Origin of the sequence: Halodesulfurarchaeum formicicum (genome assembly GCF_001886955.1) — an archaeon.
Lineage (GTDB): Archaea > Halobacteriota > Halobacteria > Halobacteriales > Halobacteriaceae > Halodesulfurarchaeum > Halodesulfurarchaeum formicicum.
On sequence record NZ_CP016804.1, the window covers coordinates 1,418,979 to 1,439,723 of the forward strand.

Genomic DNA, 20,745 nt, shown 5'->3' on the forward strand with positions numbered 1-20,745 from the left:
TCAGCGGCGACGACGGCGATTGGGACCGTTGCCCCCGATCCGAAGCTGCTGGGGGGCCCGGGTTCCAGTCCGCTTGAGGTACAGGCCATACAGCAGGCCGATTCCGAGTCCCGAAAGATGGGCGATCTGGGCGACGCCGCCGAACCCGACCCCGCCAGCGGTGCTCACGAGCACCGAGTAACCCGCGAACAGCGCGGTCGCGACCCAGAGGGGCATGGGCAGGATGAAGTACAGATAGATGCGGAGGTTCGGGTTGAGCACCGTCAAGACACCCAACAACGCCGCGATGGCCCCGCTCGCGCCGAGCACGGTGGCCGTCCCGCCAACGGCCAGGGTCGCGAGGACCTGCGCCAGGCCGGCGGCGACCCCACTGACGAGGAACAGCGCCGCGAAGGCCTTCGATCCGATCTTCCGCTCGACGACCGGGCCGAAGAAGTACAGCACGATGCTGTTGAAGAAGATGTGCATGAAGTTCGTCGGGGAGTGGGCGAAGACGGAGGTGACCCAGGTCCAGACGTACTCGATGTGATTCGTATCGAGTGTGAAGAGGGCGCTGAAGAGCTGTGCGTCCTGGAGGCCGAACGCGACCAGGAGTTCCAGCGGGAAGACAAGCCAGATGATCGCGAGGAAGACGTAGGTCATGTTCCGCCGGACGTAGCCCCCGATCCCACCCGGGCCGCTCCCCAGACCGAGCCGTTCGAGGAAACTCCGGCCGGCCCGCGTGGAGGAGCCCGAGACCGAGTCGTCGAACCCCGAGTCGAAGACCCCGCCGGGGTCCTCCCACTGATCCAGTCCCGGACAGTCGTGGTTCTCGGGGAGCCGGTGCTCGGAACAGAACGTGCCGCCGCACATGCGACACTGGTACGGCATGCCCTCTTCGCGCCCACAGTAGTCACATCGCACCATGGGCTCGGGTATGTCAGTCCTCGGGATAAAACTCCCGACGACGGACGTGTGGATTTTTGGGGCCCGGCGCGGTAGGAAGAGCCGTGCAGGATTACGAACGCGAGCGACTCCTCGAACGGATCGATCGCGAGGGCGCCACGGTCGGGGCCTCGATCCCCGACTCCCTCGAGGTGAACGGCGAACAGATCGATCTCGCGGCGTTCGTCCTCGACGCGAGGGGCGACGGCCCCGAACCGTCGGCGGAAGAAGTCCAGTCGCTGATCCGGGAGCTGCGAGGCGAACGAAAGCGACGCCGGGCCAAAATCGAAACGGGAGAAATTTCCCGTGATCGCGGCGAACGGCTCGCGGAGTCGATTCTCGGGATCGATCGGGCACTGACAGCGCTGGAATCCGACGCCGACACCGACCTGGAAGCCGAAGCAAGACGACGCAAACGGGCCGATCAGAAGCGGTGGCGATCCTTTCTCGATTCGGCGACCGGCGAGGACGAGAACCGAGGCGGTCGCCGGGGGAACACATGGTGACAAACAACACAGTCGCCGACCGGCTGGAGGAATTCGCGGCCCTCCTGGAGGCCCAGGACGTCGAGTACAAGCCCAGAGCCTACCGGAACGCGGCCGCGAACGTTCGCTCCCACCCGGAGCCGATCGAGGAGCTCGCCGCGTCGGGACTGGATGCCGTCACGGCGATCGAGGGGGTCGGCGAGGCCATCGGTGAGAAGATAATCGAGTACGTCGAGACCGGCTCGATCGAGGAACTCGAAGCAGAGCGAGCGAACCTGCCGGTGGACATGGCGGCACTCACCCGCGTCGAGGGCGTGGGCCCGAAGACAGTCGGAGCGCTCTACGAGGCCCTCGGCATCGAGACCCTCGACGATCTCGAAGCCGCCGCCGAAGCCGGCGAGATCCAGACCGTCTCGGGGTTCGGGGCCAAAACGGAGCAGAACATCCTGGCGAACATCCCCTTCGCCAGACAGGCCGGCGAACGGGTCCTGCTCGGGAACGCCCGTCCAGTCGGCGAGGACGTCCTCGCCTTCGCGAGAGGCCTCGACGGCGTGGAGCGAGCCGCACTGGCGGGGTCGCTCAGACGCTGGCGACCCACGATCGGGGACGTGGACGTGCTGATCGCGAGCGACTCGAAGGCCGCGGTCACCACCCGGCTCACCGACTGGGAGCGTGTGGAGTCCGTGGCCGAATCGGGCGAGACCAAGACGAGTCTCCGCGTGGCCGACATGCAGGTCGATTTTCGGTTGGTGGATCCCGGGGAGTTCGGGAGCGCGCTCGTGTACTTCACCGGCAGTCGTGATCACAACATCGCGCTGCGGAACCGGGCGATCGAGCGTGACCGCAAGGTCAACGAGTATGGCGTCTTCGCCGTCACCGAAGAACAGCGGGCCGCACAGGACACGCGTGCCGGAACGCGACTCGCCGGCGAAGACGAGACTGCGGTCTACGAGGCCCTCGATCTCCCCTGGATTCCGCCGGAATTGCGGGAGAACCGGGGCGAGATCGCTGCGGCCGGCGAAGACTCGCTACCTGACCTCCTCGAAGCAGCGGATCTCCGCGGCGATCTCCACGCCCACACCGACTGGTCTGACGGTGAGAACACCATCGAGGAGATGGTGACCGGGGCCGCCGAGTACGGCCACGACTATCTGGTTATCTCGGATCACGCCGCCGGCCCGGGCGTGTTCGGCGACAGCGGGCTCGAAGACGACGAGATTCGCGAGCAGATCGAGGAGGTACGGGCCGTCGCCGCGGACGCACCGATCGAGGTCCTCACCGGAATCGAGGCGAACGTCGGCCCGGACGGCACGGTTGGCGAAACCGATACGGCCGTGCTGGCGGAACTGGACGTGGTGATCGCCTCGCCACACGCGGACCTGCGAGACGACGCGGATCGGACCGAACGCCTGATCAAAGCGATGGAAAACCCGGCTGTCGACGTGCTCGGCCATCCCAGCGGTCGGCTGCTGAACCAGCGGCCCGCAATGGAGTTCGACGCCGATCGGCTCGGCGCGGCGGCGGCCGAAAACGGCGTCGCCCTGGAGGTCAACGCCAACCCCCACCGGCTGGACCTCTGGGGGAGTGCCGTCAAGGCAGCGATCGAAGCCGGCGCGACCATCGCCATCGACACCGACGCGCATGCGCCCAGCGAGTTCGCCTACCAGCGGTTCGGTGTCCACACCGCCCGTCGCGGCTGGGCGGAAGCGACGGACGTGCTCAACACCCGTGACATCGACGGCCTGCGCGAGTTCCTCCATTGATGGCCCGGCCCGCGGACACCCGACTTCTCCTCGACGTGATGCTCGGCGGCCTCGTCTCGATCCTCCGGATGGTTGGCTACGACACGGCCTACGCCCTCGACCGGGGCATCGAGGCCGACGAGGCGATCCTCGCCTGGGCCGAGCGGGAGGATCGCCTGCTTCTCACCCGGGACGTGGAGGTCGCCGAGCGAGCGGCTGACAGCCTGCTGCTGAAGGAACTCGATCCACAGGACCAGCTCGCGGAACTGGCCGACGCCGGGTTCGGACTCGAACTGACGGAGCCGACCCGCTGTTCGCGCTGTAACGGGCCGTTAGCGCGGGTCGAATCGGGCCCCGGTCCAGAAGCCGGGCCCGACCCCACCGACGAGCGGGTCTGGCAGTGTCGGGACTGTGGGCAGTTCTACTGGATCGGGAGCCACTGGGAACACCTCCGGGCGCAGTTACCCGATTAACTCGCGTTCCCCTGCCACCACTGGCAGGCCGCCATGTCGTCCATCGGTTCCTCGGAGAGCCCACAGTAGGGATGCATGTCGCCGTCCCGCTCGGTGTACTCGAAGTGCGTACAGTTCCCACAGTACTGGTCCGGCCCGGTACCGGGTTCGTCCATCACTTCGCCGTCGTCTACCTGGGTCGTCGGCTCCGCACCCGGTTCGACGATCTCGGCATCCGCCGAGACCCCGCCGTCGGATACCGACCCGGCCTGTTGGTGTGGCTGTGGCCCGAGATCCGTTGTCTCGGTTTCGTCCCCGAAGGTCCCGATGCCGCCCAGACCGCTACTGATGGCCTTGCCGGCGTTCTGGAACTCAGTCTGAACGGCCTCCACGGCCCGCACCGTCGCCCCCGGATTGTCGACCGAGAGCGAGACTGTGCCCCCGGGATCGTTGCGGGTCTTGAAGGTCGCGACGGCGGTGAAAAGCGTCCAGAAGGAGACCAGGATGCCGGCGAAGTAGACCAGCAGCAGGGCCAGGACCAGCGTCGAGGGGACACCGGGGCTGGCATACCAGTTCTCGGGGTAGGCATGCCGGAAGAGCGCCACGCCGACGAGGGCCAGTGCGGCCCCGAGTCCGGCAGCGGTCTTGTGGAACCGCGTCGCTGGGAGGACGATCGTAACTCCCAGGAACACCGCTGGGATCCCGACGCCGCCGAGGATGCCCGCGATCTCCCGGCTCTCCAGGACGCCAAAGCCGTTCTCCACCAGGAGGCCAGTGCCACCGATCAGGATCGCGGCCACGAGGAGGGCAGCTCCGGCGACGAAGAGCCCGGTTCCCAGGAGGACCTGCTTGCGGCTCGCAACCCCGACCCGGCGCTCGTAGGTCTCCCCCAGGCTTGGCATACGGCCCCGTTGGAACCGGAGGCCCATAACACTATGTCAGACGGGCCGGTGGCGCAGTGCATCGAAAGCTTGAATCGGCGGCCGAGAAAAGTCCCCTCCATGGCCGAGGACACCGACGAAGCGGACGGCGTCGAACTGGGTTCGGGCCCCGACGTGGAGGGCGCCCCGATCGCCCGGGTCGCCGAGCGACTGACCTGGGCGATTCAGAAGAGCGAAATCGACCGCAAAGAGGGCGACACCGCCGTCCGGACGCCGGACGGGCCCCAGGAACTCACCGACATCCTGGCGGAGATCGACGAGACGTACTTCCCCACTCGACAGGCCTTCCGCGAGGCCGTCGACGGGGTCATCGGCACCGGCCCGGTTCCAACCGAGGAGTAATCAGATCGCCGCGGGCACGTCTCCCATGACCGAGATCGAGACGTAGAGCAACAGCACGAGGGTGGAATTGTACACCCCGTGGATCAAAATTGGGACCACCAGGTTCTCCGTTCGTTCATACGCCACCCCGAAGACAAGACTCGGCAGGAAGAGGATCGCGATGGCGATGAATCGGGCCCCGCTCCCGCCGGTCAGCGAGAAGTAGTGAACCAGCGCGAAGAGGGCGGCCGTCAGCGGGATCGCGAGTGGGGCCGAAAACGCCTCGCGAAGTCGCCCCTGGACGACCCCCCGGAACAGGAACTCCTCGCTCGGTGCAATTACGAAAAGCGAGAGCGGGACGAGCCAGAGCAGCAGTTCCGGGTTCTCGATGCCCAGTTCCGCGGCCTGGTTTGTGGTCTCCGGCTGGACACCAAAGACAGTGAGCAACACGCCGGCGGCGAAGACAAGTCCCATCGCGGCCACGTAGCCGCCACCCGCGTAGAGGAGATCACGCAGCCCCGGAACGGCCGCCGGGACGTAGGATCGGGCCGAGAGGCCACGATACCGGAGATAGAGGACGCCCCCACCCGCCAGCCCCAGGGCACTCGTGAGAAAGAGGAGGCCAACCATGACGAGAAAGGAGACACCACCCAAGAACCGGCCGACACCAAGTCCGAACAGCGCAGTGAGCACGAAGGCCAGGAAAATGCCACCGACACCCGCTGCGATCGCCCCGAGCAGGGCGTACCCGCGATGGGAACCACGGGGGGCCACCGGTCGCCACGGGTCAGTATCGCTCATACCAAACCTGGGAGCGGAGCCCGATTAATCCTTCTGGCCCCGGCACTACGCCTGGAAGTCCGTCAGCCCGGCCTGCCGGCCCGCGACGAGTTCTGACTTCCGGCGAAGCGCTCCCAGCGAAACCGGGAGGTGGGGGACGATCTGTCCGATGGCCGACTCGAAGGTCTCGGCGACCCCTGGTTCGCCCGCCAGATCTGGCTTTGGCCCCTCCGCAAAGGCGTTGCGCACGCTCTCTCTGACCTGCCAGACCCCGACTGGAGCCCAGTAATCGTCCGACACTTCCCGCAGCACCAGGGCTTTGGCCTGCCGCCCGATCGATTCGAGGTGTTCGAGCACGCCCAGACGGGCGGCGTAGTACGCCCCGGCGGTCTCCTCGACGTAGCCCGAGCGGCCCTCGTAGTTCTCGTAGGCACTCGACATGAAGATCTCGCCGGTCGGCTCCGGGTTCCAGATGCTGCCCGGCGCTTTCATCTCCACGAGTTCGAACTCCCAGGACCCGGGAGCCAGCACGATCCAGTACCGGTTGCCGATGTACTCGTTGACGAATACCTGCACCTGATCGATCGACGGCGCGTTCCGGATCGACCCGCGGAGGAACTTCGAGACGGTGTCGTCGACGGCCGTGATCGACCAGCGGGTGGGCACGAGCCGCCGGTTCTGTGACTGGCCGAGTGCCCCCACCGAGAGCACCTGGTTGATGTCGTACACGTCAAAGCCACGGCGATAGAGGTAGGTCATCGCACCCTCGGCCCGCCAGTCGTCGTCCTCCAGGGTCTTTTTGACCTGCCGAGGCACGTGTGGATTTTCACCTAACTCCGCCCGGTCGGCGGTCGCACTCGGACCGCTCGGCGCGTTGGCCTGCGGGTTGCGATACCGTTCCAGGTCGATCTCCGGGGTGTCCCGGAGCCCGATCTCGACGTCGACCGGCCGGTCGGCGATGGCGACCTCACGCTGGGTGCCGACAAAGCCGTCCCAGACGTCCTCGACGTCAACCTTGGCCGACCGCCGGGAGTTGAGCAAGCCGGTGCGGTACTGCAGGACGTTCTCGATGTCCAGCCCTCGCTGGTACCACTCGCCGCTGGTGGCAAACTCGGCGGCGGTGTCCTCCTGCCCGACCGGGGCAAGAATCCCGGTGCTCACGTTCGGGTACGACGAGCGGCCCACGAACACTGACGGGGCGGTACTTCCCACGAGCGAATCACCCTGCAGCGAGGACTGAAGACCGGTCTGGAGGTCCTCGACGTAGTCGATGATCTCGTAGGACTTCTCCTCGGCGAGGCGGCGACGGCGGGCCGACTCGTCGGGCTGGAAGCCCTCGATGTACTCGTCGAGGCGCATTACTGGAATCCAGGGCCGGGATCGGGTTAAAACTCTCGGGGTCAGCCCACGCTCTGTTGCCAGTCCCGGATCCGGTCGGCCGAGACCCCATCGACCTCGCCAGCCAACTCGTCCGGGTCGGCCTTTAGCAGGGCCGGCACCGACTCGATGCCCGCCTCGACGAGCTTGTCCTTGGTCTTTTCCCCGATTCCGTCGATGGATTCGAGGTCACCGTTCTGCCGGGCGGCGTACTCCTGATAGTTACAGATCGGACAGCCGAACTCCCAGGGCTCATCGTCATCGTCGTCGTGAATGCGGAGTTTGGGCAGGTCGTGGTCCGCACAGCGCTCCTCCGTGACCTCGATCTCACCGCGGCGGGGCAGCGGGACGGCATACTCACAGTCGGGGTAGCGGGTACAGCCCACCAGTCGGGAGCCGTTTCGGAGGTGTTTGATCGCCAGTTCGCCGCCGTGTTCCTCGCCACACTCCGGACACGGGCCGATGACCGTGTCCTCGGTCGACTCGGCGTCCTCGACCTGACAGAGCGGACAGCCGTGGACGAAGGTGTTTCGCCCGTCGAGCATCTTGACGTGGTGCAGATCGTGTCGGTCACAGGTCTCGTCCATGACCTGGGGCTCGCCACGATTCGGGAGCGGAGCGGTGAACTCACAGTCCGGATAGCCATCACAGCCCACGAAGTAGGAGCCATACCGGTTTTCGCGAATCAGGAGGTCCCGGCCACACTCCGGACACGGCCCGAGGGTTCGGTCGGCCTTCAGCGAGGACCGGAGGTGCTCACCGATCTCCGCCCGCGAAGCCCCGAGCAGGTCGAAGATTCGGTCCAGTGCGTCCCGGGAGTCCGCAGTGACGTCCTCGAGTTCCTTCTCGCCCTCGACGATGGCCGTCATCTCCGCTTCGAGCTCCTGGGTCATCTCCTCGCTGACGACCAGGTCGGCGTACTCCTCGGCGGCCTCAACGACCGCCATCGCGAGCTGGGTCGGACGCGGCGGGTCGTCCTCCAGATACCCGCGGTCGTAGAGCTTCTCGATGGTGTTGTGGCGGGTACTCTTCGTCCCGATGCCCAGCTTCTCCATGGTCTCGATGAGTCGAGACTGGCCGTACCGTCGGGGTGGCTGGGTCTCCTTCTCTTCGAGGTCCACGGCGTCGATCGACAGGGTCTGGCCCTCCTCCAGATCGGGGACGTAATTCTCCGAGGTGTCGACGTAGGGGTAGACCGCGTGATATCCCGGCTCGACCAGGCGCTTGCCGTTCGCCTTGAGCGTGCGGCCCTCGGCGACGGCCACCACGCGCAGGTGCTCCCAGACGGCCGGCTCCGCGAGCGTCGCGAAAAAGCGACGGGTCACGAGTTCGTAGACCGTCCACTCGTCCTCGGAGAGATCCCCCTGGTCGGGCACGTCCGGCGTGGGGTGAATCGGCGGGTGATCGGTCGTCTCGGACTCCCCACGGGTCGGCTCCAGGTCCTCGCCCGCAAGGAGCGAACTCGCCGCCTCGTCGAAGGGGGTCCCCTCGAAGACCGCGAGCAACTCGGCGGGCTCCAGGTCGTCCGGATAGACGGTGTTGTCCGTCCGCGGGTAGGTGATGTAGCCAGCGGTGTACAGATCCTCGGCGATGCTCATCGCCTGACCCGCGTTGAACCCCAGCGACCCGGCCGCCTTGATGAACTGCGTGGTGTCGAAGGGTGCGGGCGGGTCGTCGGTGCGCTGTCGTCGCCGGACCGATTCCACACTCGCGGTCCCGGCCCCGGCGAGGTCCGCCTCGGCATCGGTGGCATGCGTTTCGTCCCAGATCCGCTCGGCCTCGGAGCCGTCATCGTCGTAGAAGTACTGGGCCTGGAAGGTCGTCTCGCCACCCGCGAGATCGGCGAAGAGCTCCCAGTAGGTCTCGGGATCGAAGGCCTGGATCTCCCGCTCCTTGTCGACGACGAGTTTGAGCGTGGGCGTCTGGACCCGCCCCACGCTGATGAAGTCCTGGCCGCGCTGTCCGGCCGAAAGTGAGAGAAATCGGGTGAGTGCGGCCCCCCAGAGCAAGTCGATGCGCTGGCGGGCTTCGCCGGCCGCGGCCAGCTCGAAGTCCAGTTCGTCCGGGTTCGCGAAGGCGGTTTTGACCTCGTTTTCGGTGATCGAGGAGAACCGCACCCGATCGACCGGCACCGACTCCTCGACCTCGCGGACGAGTTCGTAGGCCTCCTTCCCGATGAGTTCGCCCTCGCGGTCGTAGTCGGTGGCGATCACGACGCGGTCGGCCTTCCTGGCGAGTCGCTTGAGGCTGGTGACGATGTCCGGTTTCGTCACCCGGGTCTCGATCGGCGCGTGAACCAGTTCGGCCGGTTCGACGTCCCGCCAGTCCTCGTACTCCGGCGGGAAGTCCACCCCGACGACGTGGCCGGCGAGCCCGATCACGCGGTGGGTCCCCCAGGCGTACACGTCGACGCCGCCGACGCGTTCGGTTCGAGCGGAACCGTCGCTGAGGATGTCTGCGATACGACGGGCGGCGTTGTTCTTCTCGGTGATGATGAGTTCCACGGGAACTGAATTGGCCGTAAGCCGGACCGGTTTGTAAGGATTTCGTCGCTCGTGACGGATCCCCGTCCTATTTGTGAGTTCTCACGGAAAGGCGGGCATGGACGAACTGCCCGCCATTCGTTCGCCTCACTCGGTCCCGTCCTACGTCGGTGACGGAGCCCGAATCGCGGCCATCCTGCTCGTGTGGGGAGCCATTGCCGCCTTCTTCGCGTACGGAATCGGCAACGTGGGCCTGCGGGGCGCGAGTCTCGTCGGACGGATCGGCTCGCACCTCGGGGTTCTCTTCGCGACCGTTGGACTCCTCAACGCGGTCCTCTTTGTCTGCTACCGGACAATCGACTACTGGGCCGCACAACGGTAACTCGCTGTCGCGTGTCTGCCGCAGAAGCTCAGTTCCGAGTTCACTCCAGTTGTTCCTGGAGGAGCTGGTTGACCTCGCCCGGGTCGGCGCTGCCGCCGGTCTGCTGCATGACCTGCCCGACGAGGAAGTTGATGGCCCCGCCCTCGCCCGCGTGATAGTCTTCGACGGCGTCGGGGTTCTCCTCGATGGCCGTCTTCACGGCCTGGGCCACTTCGTCGCCGGTCGTCTTGCCCAGTCCCGCCGCCTCGACGATTTCATCCGGACGCTCTCCGTCATCAAGCATTCGGCGAAGGACGACCTCGCGGGCGTTCTTCTCGGTGATCTCCTCCGCGGCGACCATCCCGACCAGCCGGGTGAACTCCTCGAAGCGGTCGGCGACGTCGGTGATCGCCATGTCCCGGTAGTTGAGTTCGCCCAGCAGATCGTCCGCGACCCAGGTCGCCGCCAGATCGGGGGCAAAGCGATCCGCGATGTCCTCGAAGAAGTCCGCAACCTGCTTCGTCGAGGTGAGTTTCGCCGCCGCCTCCTCGCCCAGGTCGTACTCGGCCTGGAACCGTTCGCGACGGGCCTCGGGAAGTTCCGGGATCGGGATCTTCTCCTTCCAGTCTTTGACCTCCAGGGGCGGGATGTCCGCTTCCCGGAAGTATCGGTACTCCTTCTCCGCTTCCTTCTCGCGCATCGAGACCGTGATGCCCCGAGACTCGTCCCAGTGGCGGGTCTCCTGGGTGACCTCCCGACCGCGCTCGATGGCGTTGCGCTGACGGGTGACCTCGTAGGCCAGGGCGGTCTCGGCCCCCTTGTGACTGGAGATGTTCTTCACCTCGGTCCGGTTGGCCGATTCCAGCACCGACTCTGCGATCCCGCCGTCCGAATCGATCTCGCTTGCCTCGACCAACGAGATGTTGGCGTCGACCCGCAGACTCCCGTCGCGCTGGCCGTCGTAAATTCCCAGATACTCGAGGACCTCTTCGAGTTTGCTCAAAAAGGCCCGGACCTCCCCGGGGCTCCGGAAATCCGGTTCGGTGACGATCTCCATCAGCGGGATTCCCGCCCGATTGTAGTCGACGAGGGTGTAATCGGCGGTGTCGATGTGGCCGCCGGCGTGTTGCAGGCTTCCCGGGTCCTCCTCGAGGTGGGCCCGCTCGATGCCGATCTCGCGGCGCTCGCCCTCATGAGAGATCTCCAACTGCCCCCCGGCACAGATCGGCGCGTCGTACTGGGTGATCTGAAAGCCCTTGGGGAGGTCGGGATAGAAGTAGTTCTTCCGGTGAAAGCGGGTCCGCTCGGGGATGTCGGCCTCGATCGCCTTGCCCAGTTTGACCGCTGCCTCGACGGCTGCCTCGTTGAGAACCGGCAGCGCGCCGGGGAGGCCGAGACAGACCGGACAGGTGTGCGTGTTGGGTTCGGGATCGGGGTCCGTCGAACAGCCACAGAAGATCTTCGTCGCCGTCTCTAGCTGGACGTGGACCTCGAGGCCGATGACGGGAGCGAGAGTGTCCCGCGCTGAGGCCTGTGTCATTGTGCTTCGATTCCCTACCGAGGGCTTTTAACCTGACGAAGGGTGGGGCCGGTCGTCTGACGGGCGTCTGCCGCACGCTTTAAGAGGATCACGGCGGTTCGTCCAGTCATGACCGACGGCGACGCCGATTCTGCCCGCGTCGAAGAACTCGCTGCGACCGTCGACGGACTGACGACGGAGCTACTCGACCTCCAGGAGCGGGTCCGACTCCTCGAAGCCGAGTTGACCGAGGAGACGGATTCCGAGAAGAGCGTCGAGGAACTGTTCGCGGCAGAAGAGACAGGCGATGACGACGGGGAGGATCGGGACGTCGAGACAATCGGGGATGACATCATCGTCGGCTAACCCTCTCGATGTACATCGACCAGATCGTCCTGGAGAACTTCAAGAGCTTCGGACGAACCACCAGGATCCCCTTCTACGAGGATTTCACCACGATCAGCGGCCCGAACGGCTCGGGCAAGTCGAACATCATCGACGCGATCCTGTTCGCGCTGGGCCTGGCTCGCACCCGTGGCATGCGCGCCCAGAAGCTCACCGACCTGATCTACAACCCCGCCCACGAGGAGGATCGGGACTACGACGGCGCTCGGGAGGCCAGCGTCGAGGTCACCCTCGACAACGAGGACCGCACGATCTCGCCCTCCCAGATCGCCACGGCGATCGGCACCGAGGACATCGATGAAGTCGATCAGATCCGGGTCAAACGGCGGATCAAGCAGACCGAGGACAACTACTACTCCTATTACTACCTGAACGGGCGCTCGGTGAACCTTTCCGATATACAGGACCTGCTGGCCGCGGCCGGGGTCACCCCCGAGGGCTACAACGTCGTGATGCAGGGGGACGTGACCGGCATCATCCAGATGACCCCCCACGAGCGCCGGGAGATCATCGACGAGATCGCCGGGGTTGCGGAGTTCGACCGGAAGAAGGCAGACGCCCACGAGGAACTCGAACAGGTGGAGGAGCACATCCACGAGGCGGAGTTGCGAATCGAGGAGAAAGAGACGCGCCTCGAACAGCTCGAAGACGAGCGGGAGACGGCCCTGGAGTACCAGGGCCTGCGCGAGGAGAAAGCCGAGTACGAGGCCTACCGGGACGTGGCCGAACTCGAAGAGCGCCGACAGGAACTCGCGGCCACCGAGGCCGATATCGAGGACCGCGAGGCGGAACTCGAATCCATGGAGGCCGAACTCGCGGAACGCGAAGAGCGGGTCACACGACTCACCGAAGACCTCGAAGACTTAGAGGCCGAGATCGAACGGACCGGCGAGGAGGAACAGCTCGCGCTCAAACGCGAGATGGAGGAGCTCAAGGCCGAAATCGGCGGCCTGGAGGATCGGATCGACGGGGCCGAAGAGCGGATCGAGGAGGCCACCGAGACCCGGCGACAGGCCTTCGTCAAGATCGACCGCAAGCAGGAGGAGATCGAGGACCTGGAAGGCGAGATCCGCGAGCTGAAAGTCGAGAAGGCCTCCCTGGTCGGCGAGAAACAGGACCGCCAGGAGGAGATCGAGTCAGTCGAGGCCGAAATCGAGGCCGTGGACACGGCCTACGACGACCTCCGTGCCGACCTCGAAGCGGCGAAAGAATCCCTCGAAACGGCCAAATCAGAGCGCAACGACCTCCAGCGGAAGAAAGACCGCTATCTCGACGAGGCCCGGCGGCGGTCGACCGAACTCGAATCCGCTCGGGAGGATAAAGCAAACGCCGAGACCCGTATCGAGGAGCTCGAGGAGCGACTCACCGATCTGGACCGCGAGCTGGAGAAGGCACAGACGAACAAGGCCCAGATCGAGGATGTCATCGAGGACATCGAAACACGACGGTCGGAGCGCCGATCTGACCTCGAAAACGTCGAATCAAAACTCGATGCCGCCCAGGAGGAGTACGCCTCACTCGAAGCGCGGGCCGACGAGAGCGGAGACAGCTCCTTCGGCCGGGCCGTTACGACCATTCGCAACGCCAACATCGAGGGCGTCCACGGCCCCGTCGCCGAACTGGGGAGTGTCGAGGAGGCGTACGCGACTGCCTGTGAGACGGCGGCCGGTGGCCGGATGGCCCACGTCGTCGTGGCCGACGACGGCGTCGGCGAGCGCTGTATCGAACACCTCAAATCCCGAAACGCCGGGCGGGCAACCTTCCTGCCGATCACGGAGATGGAGCACCGCTCGCTCCCCAGCCTGCCCCAGGACCCCGGCGTGATCGACTTCGCGTACAACCTGGTCGATTTCGATCAGACCTACGCGCCGGTCTTCTCCTACGTGCTTGGCGATACGCTCGTGGTGGAGGACATGGCGACCGCCCGGGAGTTCATGGGCGAGTTCCGGCTGGTGACCCTCGACGGCGACCTCGTGGAGAAAAGCGGTGCGATGACCGGTGGGAGCCGCTCGGGATCCCGTTACTCCTTTACGGCGACCGGCCAGGGCAAACTCGAACGGGTTGCCGAGCGGATCGAGTCCCTGGAGGACGAACGCGCCTCGATCGAGGCCGACATCACCGACCTGGACGAACAGCTCGACCGGGCGCGCGAGAAACGCGCCGACGCCGTCGAGAGCGTGCGAGAGATCGAGTCCGAAATCGAGCGGGCCGAGCGGGATCGCGAGGAGGCCGAGACCGACATCGAGGAGCTCGAAGCCCGGATCGCGGAGCTGGAGGACGAACGCGAGTCCGTCCAGTCCGAGATGGCCGAACTCGACGCCGAGATCGAGGCCGCCGAGGAAGAGATCACGGCAACCGAAGCGGAGATCGAGGAGCTGGAAGCCGAACTGGCCGAGTCGAAGATTCCGGAACTCACAGACGAAAAGGAGTCCCTGCAGGCCGAGGTCGCGGACCTGGAGGACCGCATCGAGGACATCGACAGCGAACTCAACAGCCTGAACCTGGAGAAGGAGTACGCCGAGTCGGCCATCGAGGACCTCCACGAGACCGTCGAGTCCGCCCAGAACACGAAAGCCGAACAGGAAGAGCGGATCGAGGAGCTCGAAGCGACCATCGAGGAGCGACGCGCGGACATCGAGGAGAAAGAGGCGGAGATCGCAGAACTCGAGTCGGAGCTGGCGGATCTCAAGGCCGAGCGCGAGGACCTCCGCGAGGAACTCGCGGCGGCCCGAGACGAGCGCGACGAGACGAAAAACGAGGCCGAGAGTCTGCGGAACCGGATCGAGAGCCTCGAACGGTCGGCCCAGCGACTCGAAGCCGAGGTCGCCAAACTCGAGGCGAACGTCGAGGAGACCGATCCCGAGTCGGTCCCCGACCTCGAAACCGTCGAGCAAAACGTCAGGCGTCTCGAACGCCAGATGGCCCGTCTGGAGCCGGTCAACATGAAGGCCATCGAGGAGTACGACACCGTCGAGTCGGCCCTGGCGCAACTGACCGCAAAACACGACGAACTCGACGAGGAGCGGGCCGCAATCGAGGAGCGCATCGACCGCTACGACCGGCTGAAACGCGAGAACTTCATGGCGGCCTACGAGGCGATCAACGACCAGTTCCAGGAGATCTTCGAGCGGCTCTCGAATGGGACCGGCGAACTCTCACTCGAAGATCCCGAACAACCCTTCGAAGGCGGCATGACGATGCGCGCCCAGCCGGGTGACAAGCCGGTCCAGCGCCTGGACGCCATGTCGGGCGGCGAGAAATCACTCACCGCGCTGGCCTTCATCTTCGCGGTCCAGCGGTACAACCCGGCCCCGTTCTACGCGCTGGACGAGATCGACGCCTTCCTCGACGCCGCCAACGCCGAGCGGGTCGGGGAGATGGTCGACGAACTGGCGAGTGAAGCCCAGTTCGTGGTCGTCTCCCACCGCTCGGCCATGCTCGAACGGTCCGAGCGGGCCATCGGGGTGACCATGCAGGAGAACAACATCTCGGCGGTCACGGGCATCGATCTGGCCGGCCGGGAGGAGGCGGTCGCCGATGACTGAGGCGGCGGCTTTCGGCCCGGAAGAGCCGGATGAGGAGGGGCCAGAACCTGTCGAGGTACTGGTCGGGCTCGCAGAACGAGGGGAGATCGACCCCTGGGACATCGACATCATCCAGGTGACCGACGCCTTCCTGGCGGCCATCGACGAGGCCGAAATCCGGACCTCTGGCCGGGCGCTCTTCTATGCCAGTGTTCTCCTCCGGATGAAAAGCGACGAACTGTTCGCCGAGGACGAGGACCCGGACCCCGAGGAGCCCGAACGGGTCGACCCGTTCGCAAGCGACACCCCCCTCGACGGCCCCGAGACGGGGGTCGGCGATCCGATCGACCAGCTAGAGGCCGAGATGGACCGCCGGCTGGAACGCCAGTCCGCCCGGGGGACCCCCGAAACCCTCGACGAACTCGTCCACGAACTACGGGAGGCCGAACGGGGCTCCTGGTGGAAGTCGGGCCGATCCTACGACACCGAGAACTCCCCGAAGGGGTTCCAGCGCGGCGTCCAGACCCTGGATTACCGCTCGGGGGACGACACCCGCAGCGACGGCGAGCCCGACGAAGCTGCAGTCACCGGCACCGCCCACGACGAGGACATCGACGAACTCATCGAGGCCGTCGAGGCCGAACTCCACGAGCGATACGACCGGGGCCGAGCCGAGGTCCTGTTCGCCGAAATCGCGGACGCAGGCGGCTCGCGGGTCGATACGTTCCTTGCGCTGCTCTTTCTGGCCCATCGGGGCGTGGTCTTCCTCGAACAGGACGAACTCTTCGGCGACCTCTGGATCGAGGATCGGCGAAGTGAGGGACCCACACCCGCTAAATCACCTTCCGAGGCCGGTGAAGAAGCCACAACAGAGAGCGAAGACGCAGTCGGGGACGGTACGGCCGAGGAAATCGGTCCCAGCGAGAGCGTCGAAGCCGAGGACTAGAGGTAATCTTCGACGAGTGGTTCCACGGACTCCAGCGTGGATTCGGGGATGTGTTCGGGATCGGTATTGATCGTCCCTTCCAGGGCCGACCCGCACTCACAGGACCGGGTTTCGGAGAGGGATTCGATCGCTGCCCCGACCACGTCCTGAATCGCGGCCTCGTTGTGCGAGGCGTTCTCCAGCACCTCCTCCAGGGAGACCTGGCTGTCTGTCTTCCAGACGTCCCAGTCGGTCACGCCGGCGACGGTGGCATAGCAGAGTTCGGCCTCGCGGGCGAGTTTGGCCTCCGGGATGGCGGTCATGCCGATGATGTCGAATCCCTGCTCACGGTAGAACTCGCTCTCGGCCCGGGTTGAGAACTGTGGCCCCTCGATCGTGACGTACGTGCCCCCGCCCTTGACAGAGGCGTCGGTCTCCGTGACGGCGGCGTTCTGCAGTTCCTTTGAGAGTTCGGGGCAGAACGGCTCGGCAAACCCCTGGTGGACGACCATCCCCTCGCCGAAGAAGGAGTACTCGCGATGCCGGGTGCGGTCGAAGAGTTGATCCGGGACGACAAGCGTGCGGGGCTCGATCTCCTTGCGAAGGCTTCCGACCGCGTTGCTCGCGATGACCCGCTCGACGCCGAGTGTCTTGAACGCGTAGATGTTCGCCCGGTAGGGCAGGTCTGTCGGCGAATACTGGTGGTGCCGGCCGTGTCGGGGGATGAACGCGACCTCGGTCTCAGTCCCCTCGTAGGTCCCGATCGTGACTGGGGCACTCGGTTCGCCAAAGGGCGTCTCGATCTCGCGCTCGCGGACGTCCGTGAGCGGAAGGGCTTCGTAGATACCGCTTCCACCGATGAATCCGATCATACCGATAGCTTCGTCCCTCGGGCCCTTAACGTTGGGTTCCCAGACGGTCAGTTCGCGTCGGTGAGCGCCCAGGCGTTCTCGCCCTCCTGGGTGATGACCCCGCGATGGGCCATCTCCGTCAGGACCTCCGCCAGGCGGTCCGGCTGGGCGATCTCCATCTCGATACGATCGATCCCGTGATAGGTTTCGAGAAGAGTACGGATCTGCTCGGGGCGGTAGGGACCGTCACCGCCTTTCTCCATGACCCCGGCGACGAGATCGACCATGTCCTCGATGAAGTTCCAGGGATAAACGATCCAGGTCCAGTCCGAGAGGCGTTCGCCGATGAAGTCAGGTTCGAACTCGCTTGTCTGCAGGAGCTGGAGTGTGGCCGTGCGGACCTCCCCGGAGTTCCGGTCGGTCACGTACTCGTAGGCGTGCTCGATCGACCCGCCGGTGTCCGCGATGTCGTCGACGATCAGCACGTCCTTGCCCTCGACTGATCCCTCCGGCATGGGGTAGCGGATCTCCGGCTCCTCTGATTTCGCCGCCGTACCGACGTAGTGTTCGACCTTCAGGCTGGTCAGGTCATCCAGCCCCAGGAAATCACAGAGGACACGCCCGGCGAACCAGCCCCCGCGGGCCAGCGCGACGATGACGTCCGGTTCGAAGTCCGCCGCGCGGACCTGCTTGGCGACATCCCTAGTGAGACCGTAGATGTAATCCCAGTTCGTGATGGTACAGTCAAATTCGTCCGGGAGCTCACCCATTAGCTTCGGTCACCATTGGCCACCGAGGGGAGCGAGGACTTTAATCCACTCGTCTCGGCTCGATCAATCCGCAGTATTGAACTCGAACTCCTCGGCTTCCTTGAGATCCCGCACCTCGCGATTGACCGACTGGAGATCCTGTTGCATGTCGGCCAGGCGATCGTCGAGCACCGCGACGATGTCGCTTTTGACGTGTTCGGTGTCGTAGGTATCACCGAGCTCCTCGCTCACGGCCCCGGAAAGCGTGTGATACAGGGCCCAGGCCTTGCCCACGCGCCAGACGACGACCCCCAGGACGACCGGCACGATACCGAAGAAAGACGTGCTCGTGACGTGGGGATAAGGGACCCCGTAGATCGTCTCCGGACCGAGCATGAGCCCGCTATACGCCAGGTAGCCCCCAAGTCCCACCAGCAGGAGGCCCAACAGGCCCAGCCCGGTGGTGTAGAGGAAGTACCGACCAGCCCATCGAAGGGATCGAGTTCGCTCCATGCCGATGACGGGTGTGGGATCCGGCTTAAATCCACCGTCACGAAGTCCACGGCCCATCCGATTTGCCACCGGAACCGTTTCTCCGCAACCTTCATGGGCTCACTCCGGGTTTGTTTATGTACCTCATGGCTGTACGCTGGCTGGAAGACATACGAGCCGACGACATCGGGAGCGTCGGCGGGAAAGGGGCCTCGCTCGGGGAGATGACCGACGCCGGGCTTCCCGTCCCGCCCGGGTTCGTCGTCACCGCGGACACGTATCGATCCTTCATCGAAGACACCGGTATCGACCAGGAACTGTTCGCGGCAGTCGACGTCGAAACGGAGGACTCCGCAGCGCTCGCCGAGGCCGCTTCGCGGGCCGAGGAGCTGATCCTCGGGACCGAAATGCCCGAACACATCCGCGAGGAGATCATGACGGCCTACGCCGATCTGGAGGGGGAGGAGCCCTTCGTCGCGGTGCGCTCCTCGGGGACCGCCGAGGACCTGCCCGAAGCGAGTTTCGCCGGCCAGCAGGAGACCTACCTCAACATTCAGGGCGAAGAACTGCTCGATCGGGTCCAGCGAGCCTGGGCCTCGCTTTTCACGCAACGAGCTATCTACTACCGCGAGCAGCAGGGGTTCGCCCACGACGCGGTGGACATCGCCGTGGTCGTCCAGCAGATGGTCGACGCCGATAAAAGCGGCGTCCTCTTCACCAGCCACCCATCGACCGGCGCGCCCCAGACCATCATCGAGGCCGCCTGGGGGCTCGGCGAAGCCGTCGTCTCGGGATCGGTGTCCCCGGACAACTACCACGTCGACCGGGAGAGCCGGGAGATCGAGTCGGTCACCGTCGCCGAGAAGAAAATCGAGATGGTCCGGGACGAAGAGACCGGGGAGACCGTCACCCGGTCGATCGAAGGCGATCGCAGAGACACCCAGGTCCTGACCGAGGCCGAGATCCACGAACTGGTCGAGATGGGCGAGCGGGTGGAAGATCACTACGAGACCCCACAGGACGTCGAGTGGGCCATCATGAACGGGACTGTCTACATGCTCCAGTCCCGCCCGATCACCACGATCGACGACACCAGTTCGGACGACGCCGAGGTCGAAGGAGCCGGCGGGGAGGATATTCTCTCGGGGCTGGGAGCCAGTCCGGGAATCACCAGCGGAGCCGTTCGCATCATTCGCAAACTGGACGAACTCGACAAGGTAAGCGAGGGTGACATCATCGTCACGCCGATGACGACCCCCGACATGGTGCCCGCGATGAAGCGGGCCTCGGGCATCATTACCGAAGAAGGCGGGATGACCAGCCACGCCGCCATCGTCTCCCGGGAACTGGGCGTGCCGGCCGTGGTCGGCACCGGCGGCGCGACCGAAATTCTGCGCGACGGCCAGATCATCACGATCGACGGCGAACGCGGGGCAGTCCGCGAGGGCCGTGACACCCCCAAAGAGTCGGAGCGGGAGCCCATCGAGGAGGCCCGCCCGAAAGCGCCGGTCAAACCGATGACCGCAACGGAAGTCAAGGTCAACATCTCGATCCCGGAGGCGGCCGAGCGGGCGGCCGCGACTGGGGCTGACGGAGTGGGGCTCCTCCGGATGGAGCACATGATCATGGGGACGAACAAGACCCCCAAGCGGTACATCGACGATCACGGGGCCAAGGCCTACCGGGACGAGATCGTCGATGGCATCCGCACCGTCGCCGAGGAGTTCTACCCCCGACCGGTCCGGGTGCGCACCCTCGATGCGCCCACCGACGAGTTCAGACAGCTCGAAGGCGGCAACGACGAGCCGAGCGAACACAACCCGATGCTCGGGTACCGAGGCATCAGGCGCAGCCTGAACGAGCCCGAAATCTTCGAACACGAGCTAGCGGCCATCAAGCACCTCTACGAACTGGGGTATGACAACGTCGAGATCATGTTCCCGCTCGTGAACGACGCGGAGGACGTGCGGCGGGCCCGGGACCGGCTCGAATCGGTGGGTATCGACACCACGAAACGCGAGTGGGGCGTGATGATCGAGACGCCAGCCAGCGTCATGACGATCGAGGAGATGGCCGCGGAGGGCATCGACTTTGCCTCCTTCGGCACGAATGACCTCACGCAGTACACCCTGGCCGTCGATCGGAACAACGAGCGGGTTTCGGATCGCTTCGACGAACTCCACCCCGGCGTGCTCAAACTCATCGGTCGCACGATCGAGATCTGCCGGGAGCACGACGTGGACACGAGTATCTGCGGTCAGGCCGGCTCGAAGCCCGAGATGGTCGAGTTCCTGGTCGAGGAGGGTATCTCCTCGATTTCGGCGAACATCGACGCCGTGCGGGACGTCCAGCACGAGGTCAAACGGACCGAACAGCGCCTCCTCCTGGATTCGGTCCGGTAACGTCAGACGTTT

18 protein-coding genes are annotated in these 20,745 nt (G+C 65.4%); 9 read left to right on the forward strand and 9 right to left on the reverse strand.

The window, feature by feature from the left end:
• Positions 1 to 906: a rhomboid family intramembrane serine protease gene (locus tag HSR6_RS07380; protein ID WP_071933240.1), complete on the reverse strand. Its 906-nt coding sequence runs from the start codon at positions 904 to 906 to the stop codon at positions 1 to 3.
• A gap of 83 nt (positions 907 to 989) precedes the next feature.
• On the opposite strand from HSR6_RS07380, the gene HSR6_RS07385 reads away from it, so the two are divergent.
• The 3 genes from HSR6_RS07385 to HSR6_RS07395 are packed head-to-tail and all read left to right on the forward strand — an operon-like array spanning position 990 to position 3,624.
• Positions 990 to 1,430 carry a DUF5788 family protein gene (locus HSR6_RS07385; RefSeq protein WP_071933241.1) on the forward strand — a complete coding sequence of 147 codons (441 nt, stop codon included), beginning with the start codon at positions 990 to 992 and terminating at the stop codon, positions 1,428 to 1,430.
• Positions 1,424 to 3,172 (forward strand): DNA polymerase/3'-5' exonuclease PolX, encoded by a 1,749-nt coding sequence (gene polX / locus HSR6_RS07390; RefSeq protein WP_071933242.1) that lies wholly within the window; start codon positions 1,424 to 1,426, stop codon positions 3,170 to 3,172. The genes HSR6_RS07385 and polX overlap by 7 nt, the downstream gene beginning before the upstream one ends.
• Positions 3,172 to 3,624, forward strand: coding sequence for a Mut7-C RNAse domain-containing protein (locus tag HSR6_RS07395; RefSeq protein ID WP_070365267.1), 453 nt, complete (start codon positions 3,172 to 3,174; stop codon positions 3,622 to 3,624). Before polX ends, HSR6_RS07395 begins: the two co-directional genes overlap by 1 nt.
• Here HSR6_RS07395 and HSR6_RS07400 read toward each other — a convergent pair.
• Entirely contained in the window at positions 3,621 to 4,505 is an 885-nt protein-coding gene (locus HSR6_RS07400) for a DUF7139 domain-containing protein (RefSeq protein WP_070365268.1), read from the reverse strand. The two genes, HSR6_RS07395 and HSR6_RS07400, sit on opposite strands and share 4 nt — an antisense overlap.
• Before the next feature lie 99 nt (positions 4,506 to 4,604).
• On the opposite strand from HSR6_RS07400, the gene HSR6_RS07405 reads away from it, so the two are divergent.
• Positions 4,605 to 4,886: a DUF5789 family protein gene (locus HSR6_RS07405; RefSeq protein ID WP_070365269.1), complete on the forward strand. Its 282-nt coding sequence runs from the start codon at positions 4,605 to 4,607 to the stop codon at positions 4,884 to 4,886.
• On the opposite strand, the gene HSR6_RS07410 is transcribed toward HSR6_RS07405, so the two are convergent.
• From HSR6_RS07410 to HSR6_RS07420, 3 genes are read right to left on the reverse strand one after another with little or no spacing between them, the layout of a single operon-like run.
• Positions 4,887 to 5,666, reverse strand: a complete 780-nt coding sequence (locus HSR6_RS07410) for a CPBP family intramembrane glutamic endopeptidase (protein WP_070365270.1) — start codon at positions 5,664 to 5,666, stop codon at positions 4,887 to 4,889. It abuts the gene before it with no gap.
• Between the two features lie 45 nt (positions 5,667 to 5,711).
• On the reverse strand, positions 5,712 to 7,004 hold the full coding sequence (gene nreA / locus HSR6_RS07415) for a DNA repair protein NreA (RefSeq protein WP_070365271.1): 1,293 nt from the start codon (positions 7,002 to 7,004) through the stop codon (positions 5,712 to 5,714).
• A gap of 41 nt (positions 7,005 to 7,045) precedes the next feature.
• Positions 7,046 to 9,526: a DNA topoisomerase I gene (locus tag HSR6_RS07420; RefSeq protein WP_071933243.1), complete on the reverse strand. Its 2,481-nt coding sequence runs from the start codon at positions 9,524 to 9,526 to the stop codon at positions 7,046 to 7,048.
• A 97-nt stretch (positions 9,527 to 9,623) separates the two neighbouring features.
• Between HSR6_RS07420 and HSR6_RS07425 the strand changes: the two genes are divergently transcribed.
• Positions 9,624 to 9,887, forward strand: a complete 264-nt coding sequence (locus HSR6_RS07425) for a hypothetical protein (protein WP_070365273.1) — start codon at positions 9,624 to 9,626, stop codon at positions 9,885 to 9,887.
• A gap of 40 nt (positions 9,888 to 9,927) precedes the next feature.
• Here HSR6_RS07425 and gatB read toward each other — a convergent pair whose 3' ends face one another.
• Positions 9,928 to 11,406 carry an Asp-tRNA(Asn)/Glu-tRNA(Gln) amidotransferase subunit GatB gene (gene gatB, locus HSR6_RS07430; protein WP_071933244.1) on the reverse strand — a complete coding sequence of 493 codons (1,479 nt, stop codon included), beginning with the start codon at positions 11,404 to 11,406 and terminating at the stop codon, positions 9,928 to 9,930.
• A 108-nt stretch (positions 11,407 to 11,514) separates the two neighbouring features.
• Between gatB and HSR6_RS07435 the strand changes: the two genes are divergently transcribed.
• The 3 genes from HSR6_RS07435 to HSR6_RS07445 are packed head-to-tail and all read left to right on the forward strand — an operon-like array spanning position 11,515 to position 16,260.
• Positions 11,515 to 11,751: a DUF7518 family protein gene (locus tag HSR6_RS07435; protein ID WP_071933245.1), complete on the forward strand. Its 237-nt coding sequence runs from the start codon at positions 11,515 to 11,517 to the stop codon at positions 11,749 to 11,751.
• 8 nt (positions 11,752 to 11,759) lie between these two features.
• On the forward strand, positions 11,760 to 15,335 hold the full coding sequence (gene smc, locus HSR6_RS07440) for a chromosome segregation protein SMC (protein WP_071933246.1): 3,576 nt from the start codon (positions 11,760 to 11,762) through the stop codon (positions 15,333 to 15,335).
• Positions 15,328 to 16,260: a segregation/condensation protein A gene (locus HSR6_RS07445; protein WP_070365277.1), complete on the forward strand. Its 933-nt coding sequence runs from the start codon at positions 15,328 to 15,330 to the stop codon at positions 16,258 to 16,260. The genes smc and HSR6_RS07445 overlap by 8 nt, the downstream gene beginning before the upstream one ends.
• Here HSR6_RS07445 and mtnP read toward each other — a convergent pair.
• The 3 genes from mtnP to HSR6_RS07460 all read right to left on the reverse strand — a co-directional run bounded on the left by mtnP (position 16,257) and on the right by HSR6_RS07460 (position 18,352).
• Positions 16,257 to 17,111, reverse strand: coding sequence for an S-methyl-5'-thioadenosine phosphorylase (gene mtnP, locus HSR6_RS07450; protein ID WP_071933247.1), 855 nt, complete (start codon positions 17,109 to 17,111; stop codon positions 16,257 to 16,259). The genes HSR6_RS07445 and mtnP overlap by 4 nt on opposite strands.
• Positions 17,112 to 17,158: 47 nt before the next feature.
• Positions 17,159 to 17,860 carry a phosphoribosyltransferase gene (locus tag HSR6_RS07455; RefSeq protein WP_071933248.1) on the reverse strand — a complete coding sequence of 234 codons (702 nt, stop codon included), beginning with the start codon at positions 17,858 to 17,860 and terminating at the stop codon, positions 17,159 to 17,161.
• A gap of 63 nt (positions 17,861 to 17,923) precedes the next feature.
• On the reverse strand, positions 17,924 to 18,352 hold the full coding sequence (locus HSR6_RS07460) for a hypothetical protein (RefSeq protein WP_071933249.1): 429 nt from the start codon (positions 18,350 to 18,352) through the stop codon (positions 17,924 to 17,926).
• Positions 18,353 to 18,477: 125 nt separating this feature from the next.
• Here HSR6_RS07460 and ppsA point away from each other — a divergent pair, with 125 nt between their 5' ends.
• A complete protein-coding gene (ppsA, locus tag HSR6_RS07465) occupies positions 18,478 to 20,733 on the forward strand; it encodes a pyruvate, water dikinase (RefSeq protein WP_071933250.1) in 2,256 nt (751 codons plus the stop codon).
• Positions 20,734 to 20,745 lie beyond the last annotated feature (12 nt).

What these genes read in the sequence shown, in the direction of transcription:
- HSR6_RS07380 (WP_071933240.1), bottom strand. Translation starts at nt 906, where the DNA reads ATGGTGCGATGTGACTACTGTGGGCGCGAAGAGGGCATGCCGTACCAG.
- polX (WP_071933242.1), top strand. Translation starts at nt 1,424, where the DNA reads ATGGTGACAAACAACACAGTCGCCGACCGGCTGGAGGAATTCGCGGCC.
- HSR6_RS07395 (WP_070365267.1), top strand. Translation starts at nt 3,172, where the DNA reads ATGGCCCGGCCCGCGGACACCCGACTTCTCCTCGACGTGATGCTCGGC.
- HSR6_RS07400 (WP_070365268.1), bottom strand. Translation starts at nt 4,505, where the DNA reads ATGCCAAGCCTGGGGGAGACCTACGAGCGCCGGGTCGGGGTTGCGAGC.
- HSR6_RS07405 (WP_070365269.1), top strand. Translation starts at nt 4,605, where the DNA reads ATGGCCGAGGACACCGACGAAGCGGACGGCGTCGAACTGGGTTCGGGC.
- HSR6_RS07410 (WP_070365270.1), bottom strand. Translation starts at nt 5,666, where the DNA reads ATGAGCGATACTGACCCGTGGCGACCGGTGGCCCCCCGTGGTTCCCAT.
- nreA (WP_070365271.1), bottom strand. Translation starts at nt 7,004, where the DNA reads ATGCGCCTCGACGAGTACATCGAGGGCTTCCAGCCCGACGAGTCGGCC.
- HSR6_RS07425 (WP_070365273.1), top strand. Translation starts at nt 9,624, where the DNA reads ATGGACGAACTGCCCGCCATTCGTTCGCCTCACTCGGTCCCGTCCTAC.
- gatB (WP_071933244.1), bottom strand. Translation starts at nt 11,406, where the DNA reads ATGACACAGGCCTCAGCGCGGGACACTCTCGCTCCCGTCATCGGCCTC.
- HSR6_RS07435 (WP_071933245.1), top strand. Translation starts at nt 11,515, where the DNA reads ATGACCGACGGCGACGCCGATTCTGCCCGCGTCGAAGAACTCGCTGCG.
- smc (WP_071933246.1), top strand. Translation starts at nt 11,760, where the DNA reads ATGTACATCGACCAGATCGTCCTGGAGAACTTCAAGAGCTTCGGACGA.
- HSR6_RS07445 (WP_070365277.1), top strand. Translation starts at nt 15,328, where the DNA reads ATGACTGAGGCGGCGGCTTTCGGCCCGGAAGAGCCGGATGAGGAGGGG.
- mtnP (WP_071933247.1), bottom strand. Translation starts at nt 17,111, where the DNA reads ATGATCGGATTCATCGGTGGAAGCGGTATCTACGAAGCCCTTCCGCTC.
- HSR6_RS07455 (WP_071933248.1), bottom strand. Translation starts at nt 17,860, where the DNA reads ATGGGTGAGCTCCCGGACGAATTTGACTGTACCATCACGAACTGGGAT.
- HSR6_RS07460 (WP_071933249.1), bottom strand. Translation starts at nt 18,352, where the DNA reads ATGGAGCGAACTCGATCCCTTCGATGGGCTGGTCGGTACTTCCTCTAC.
- ppsA (WP_071933250.1), top strand. Translation starts at nt 18,478, where the DNA reads ATGGCTGTACGCTGGCTGGAAGACATACGAGCCGACGACATCGGGAGC.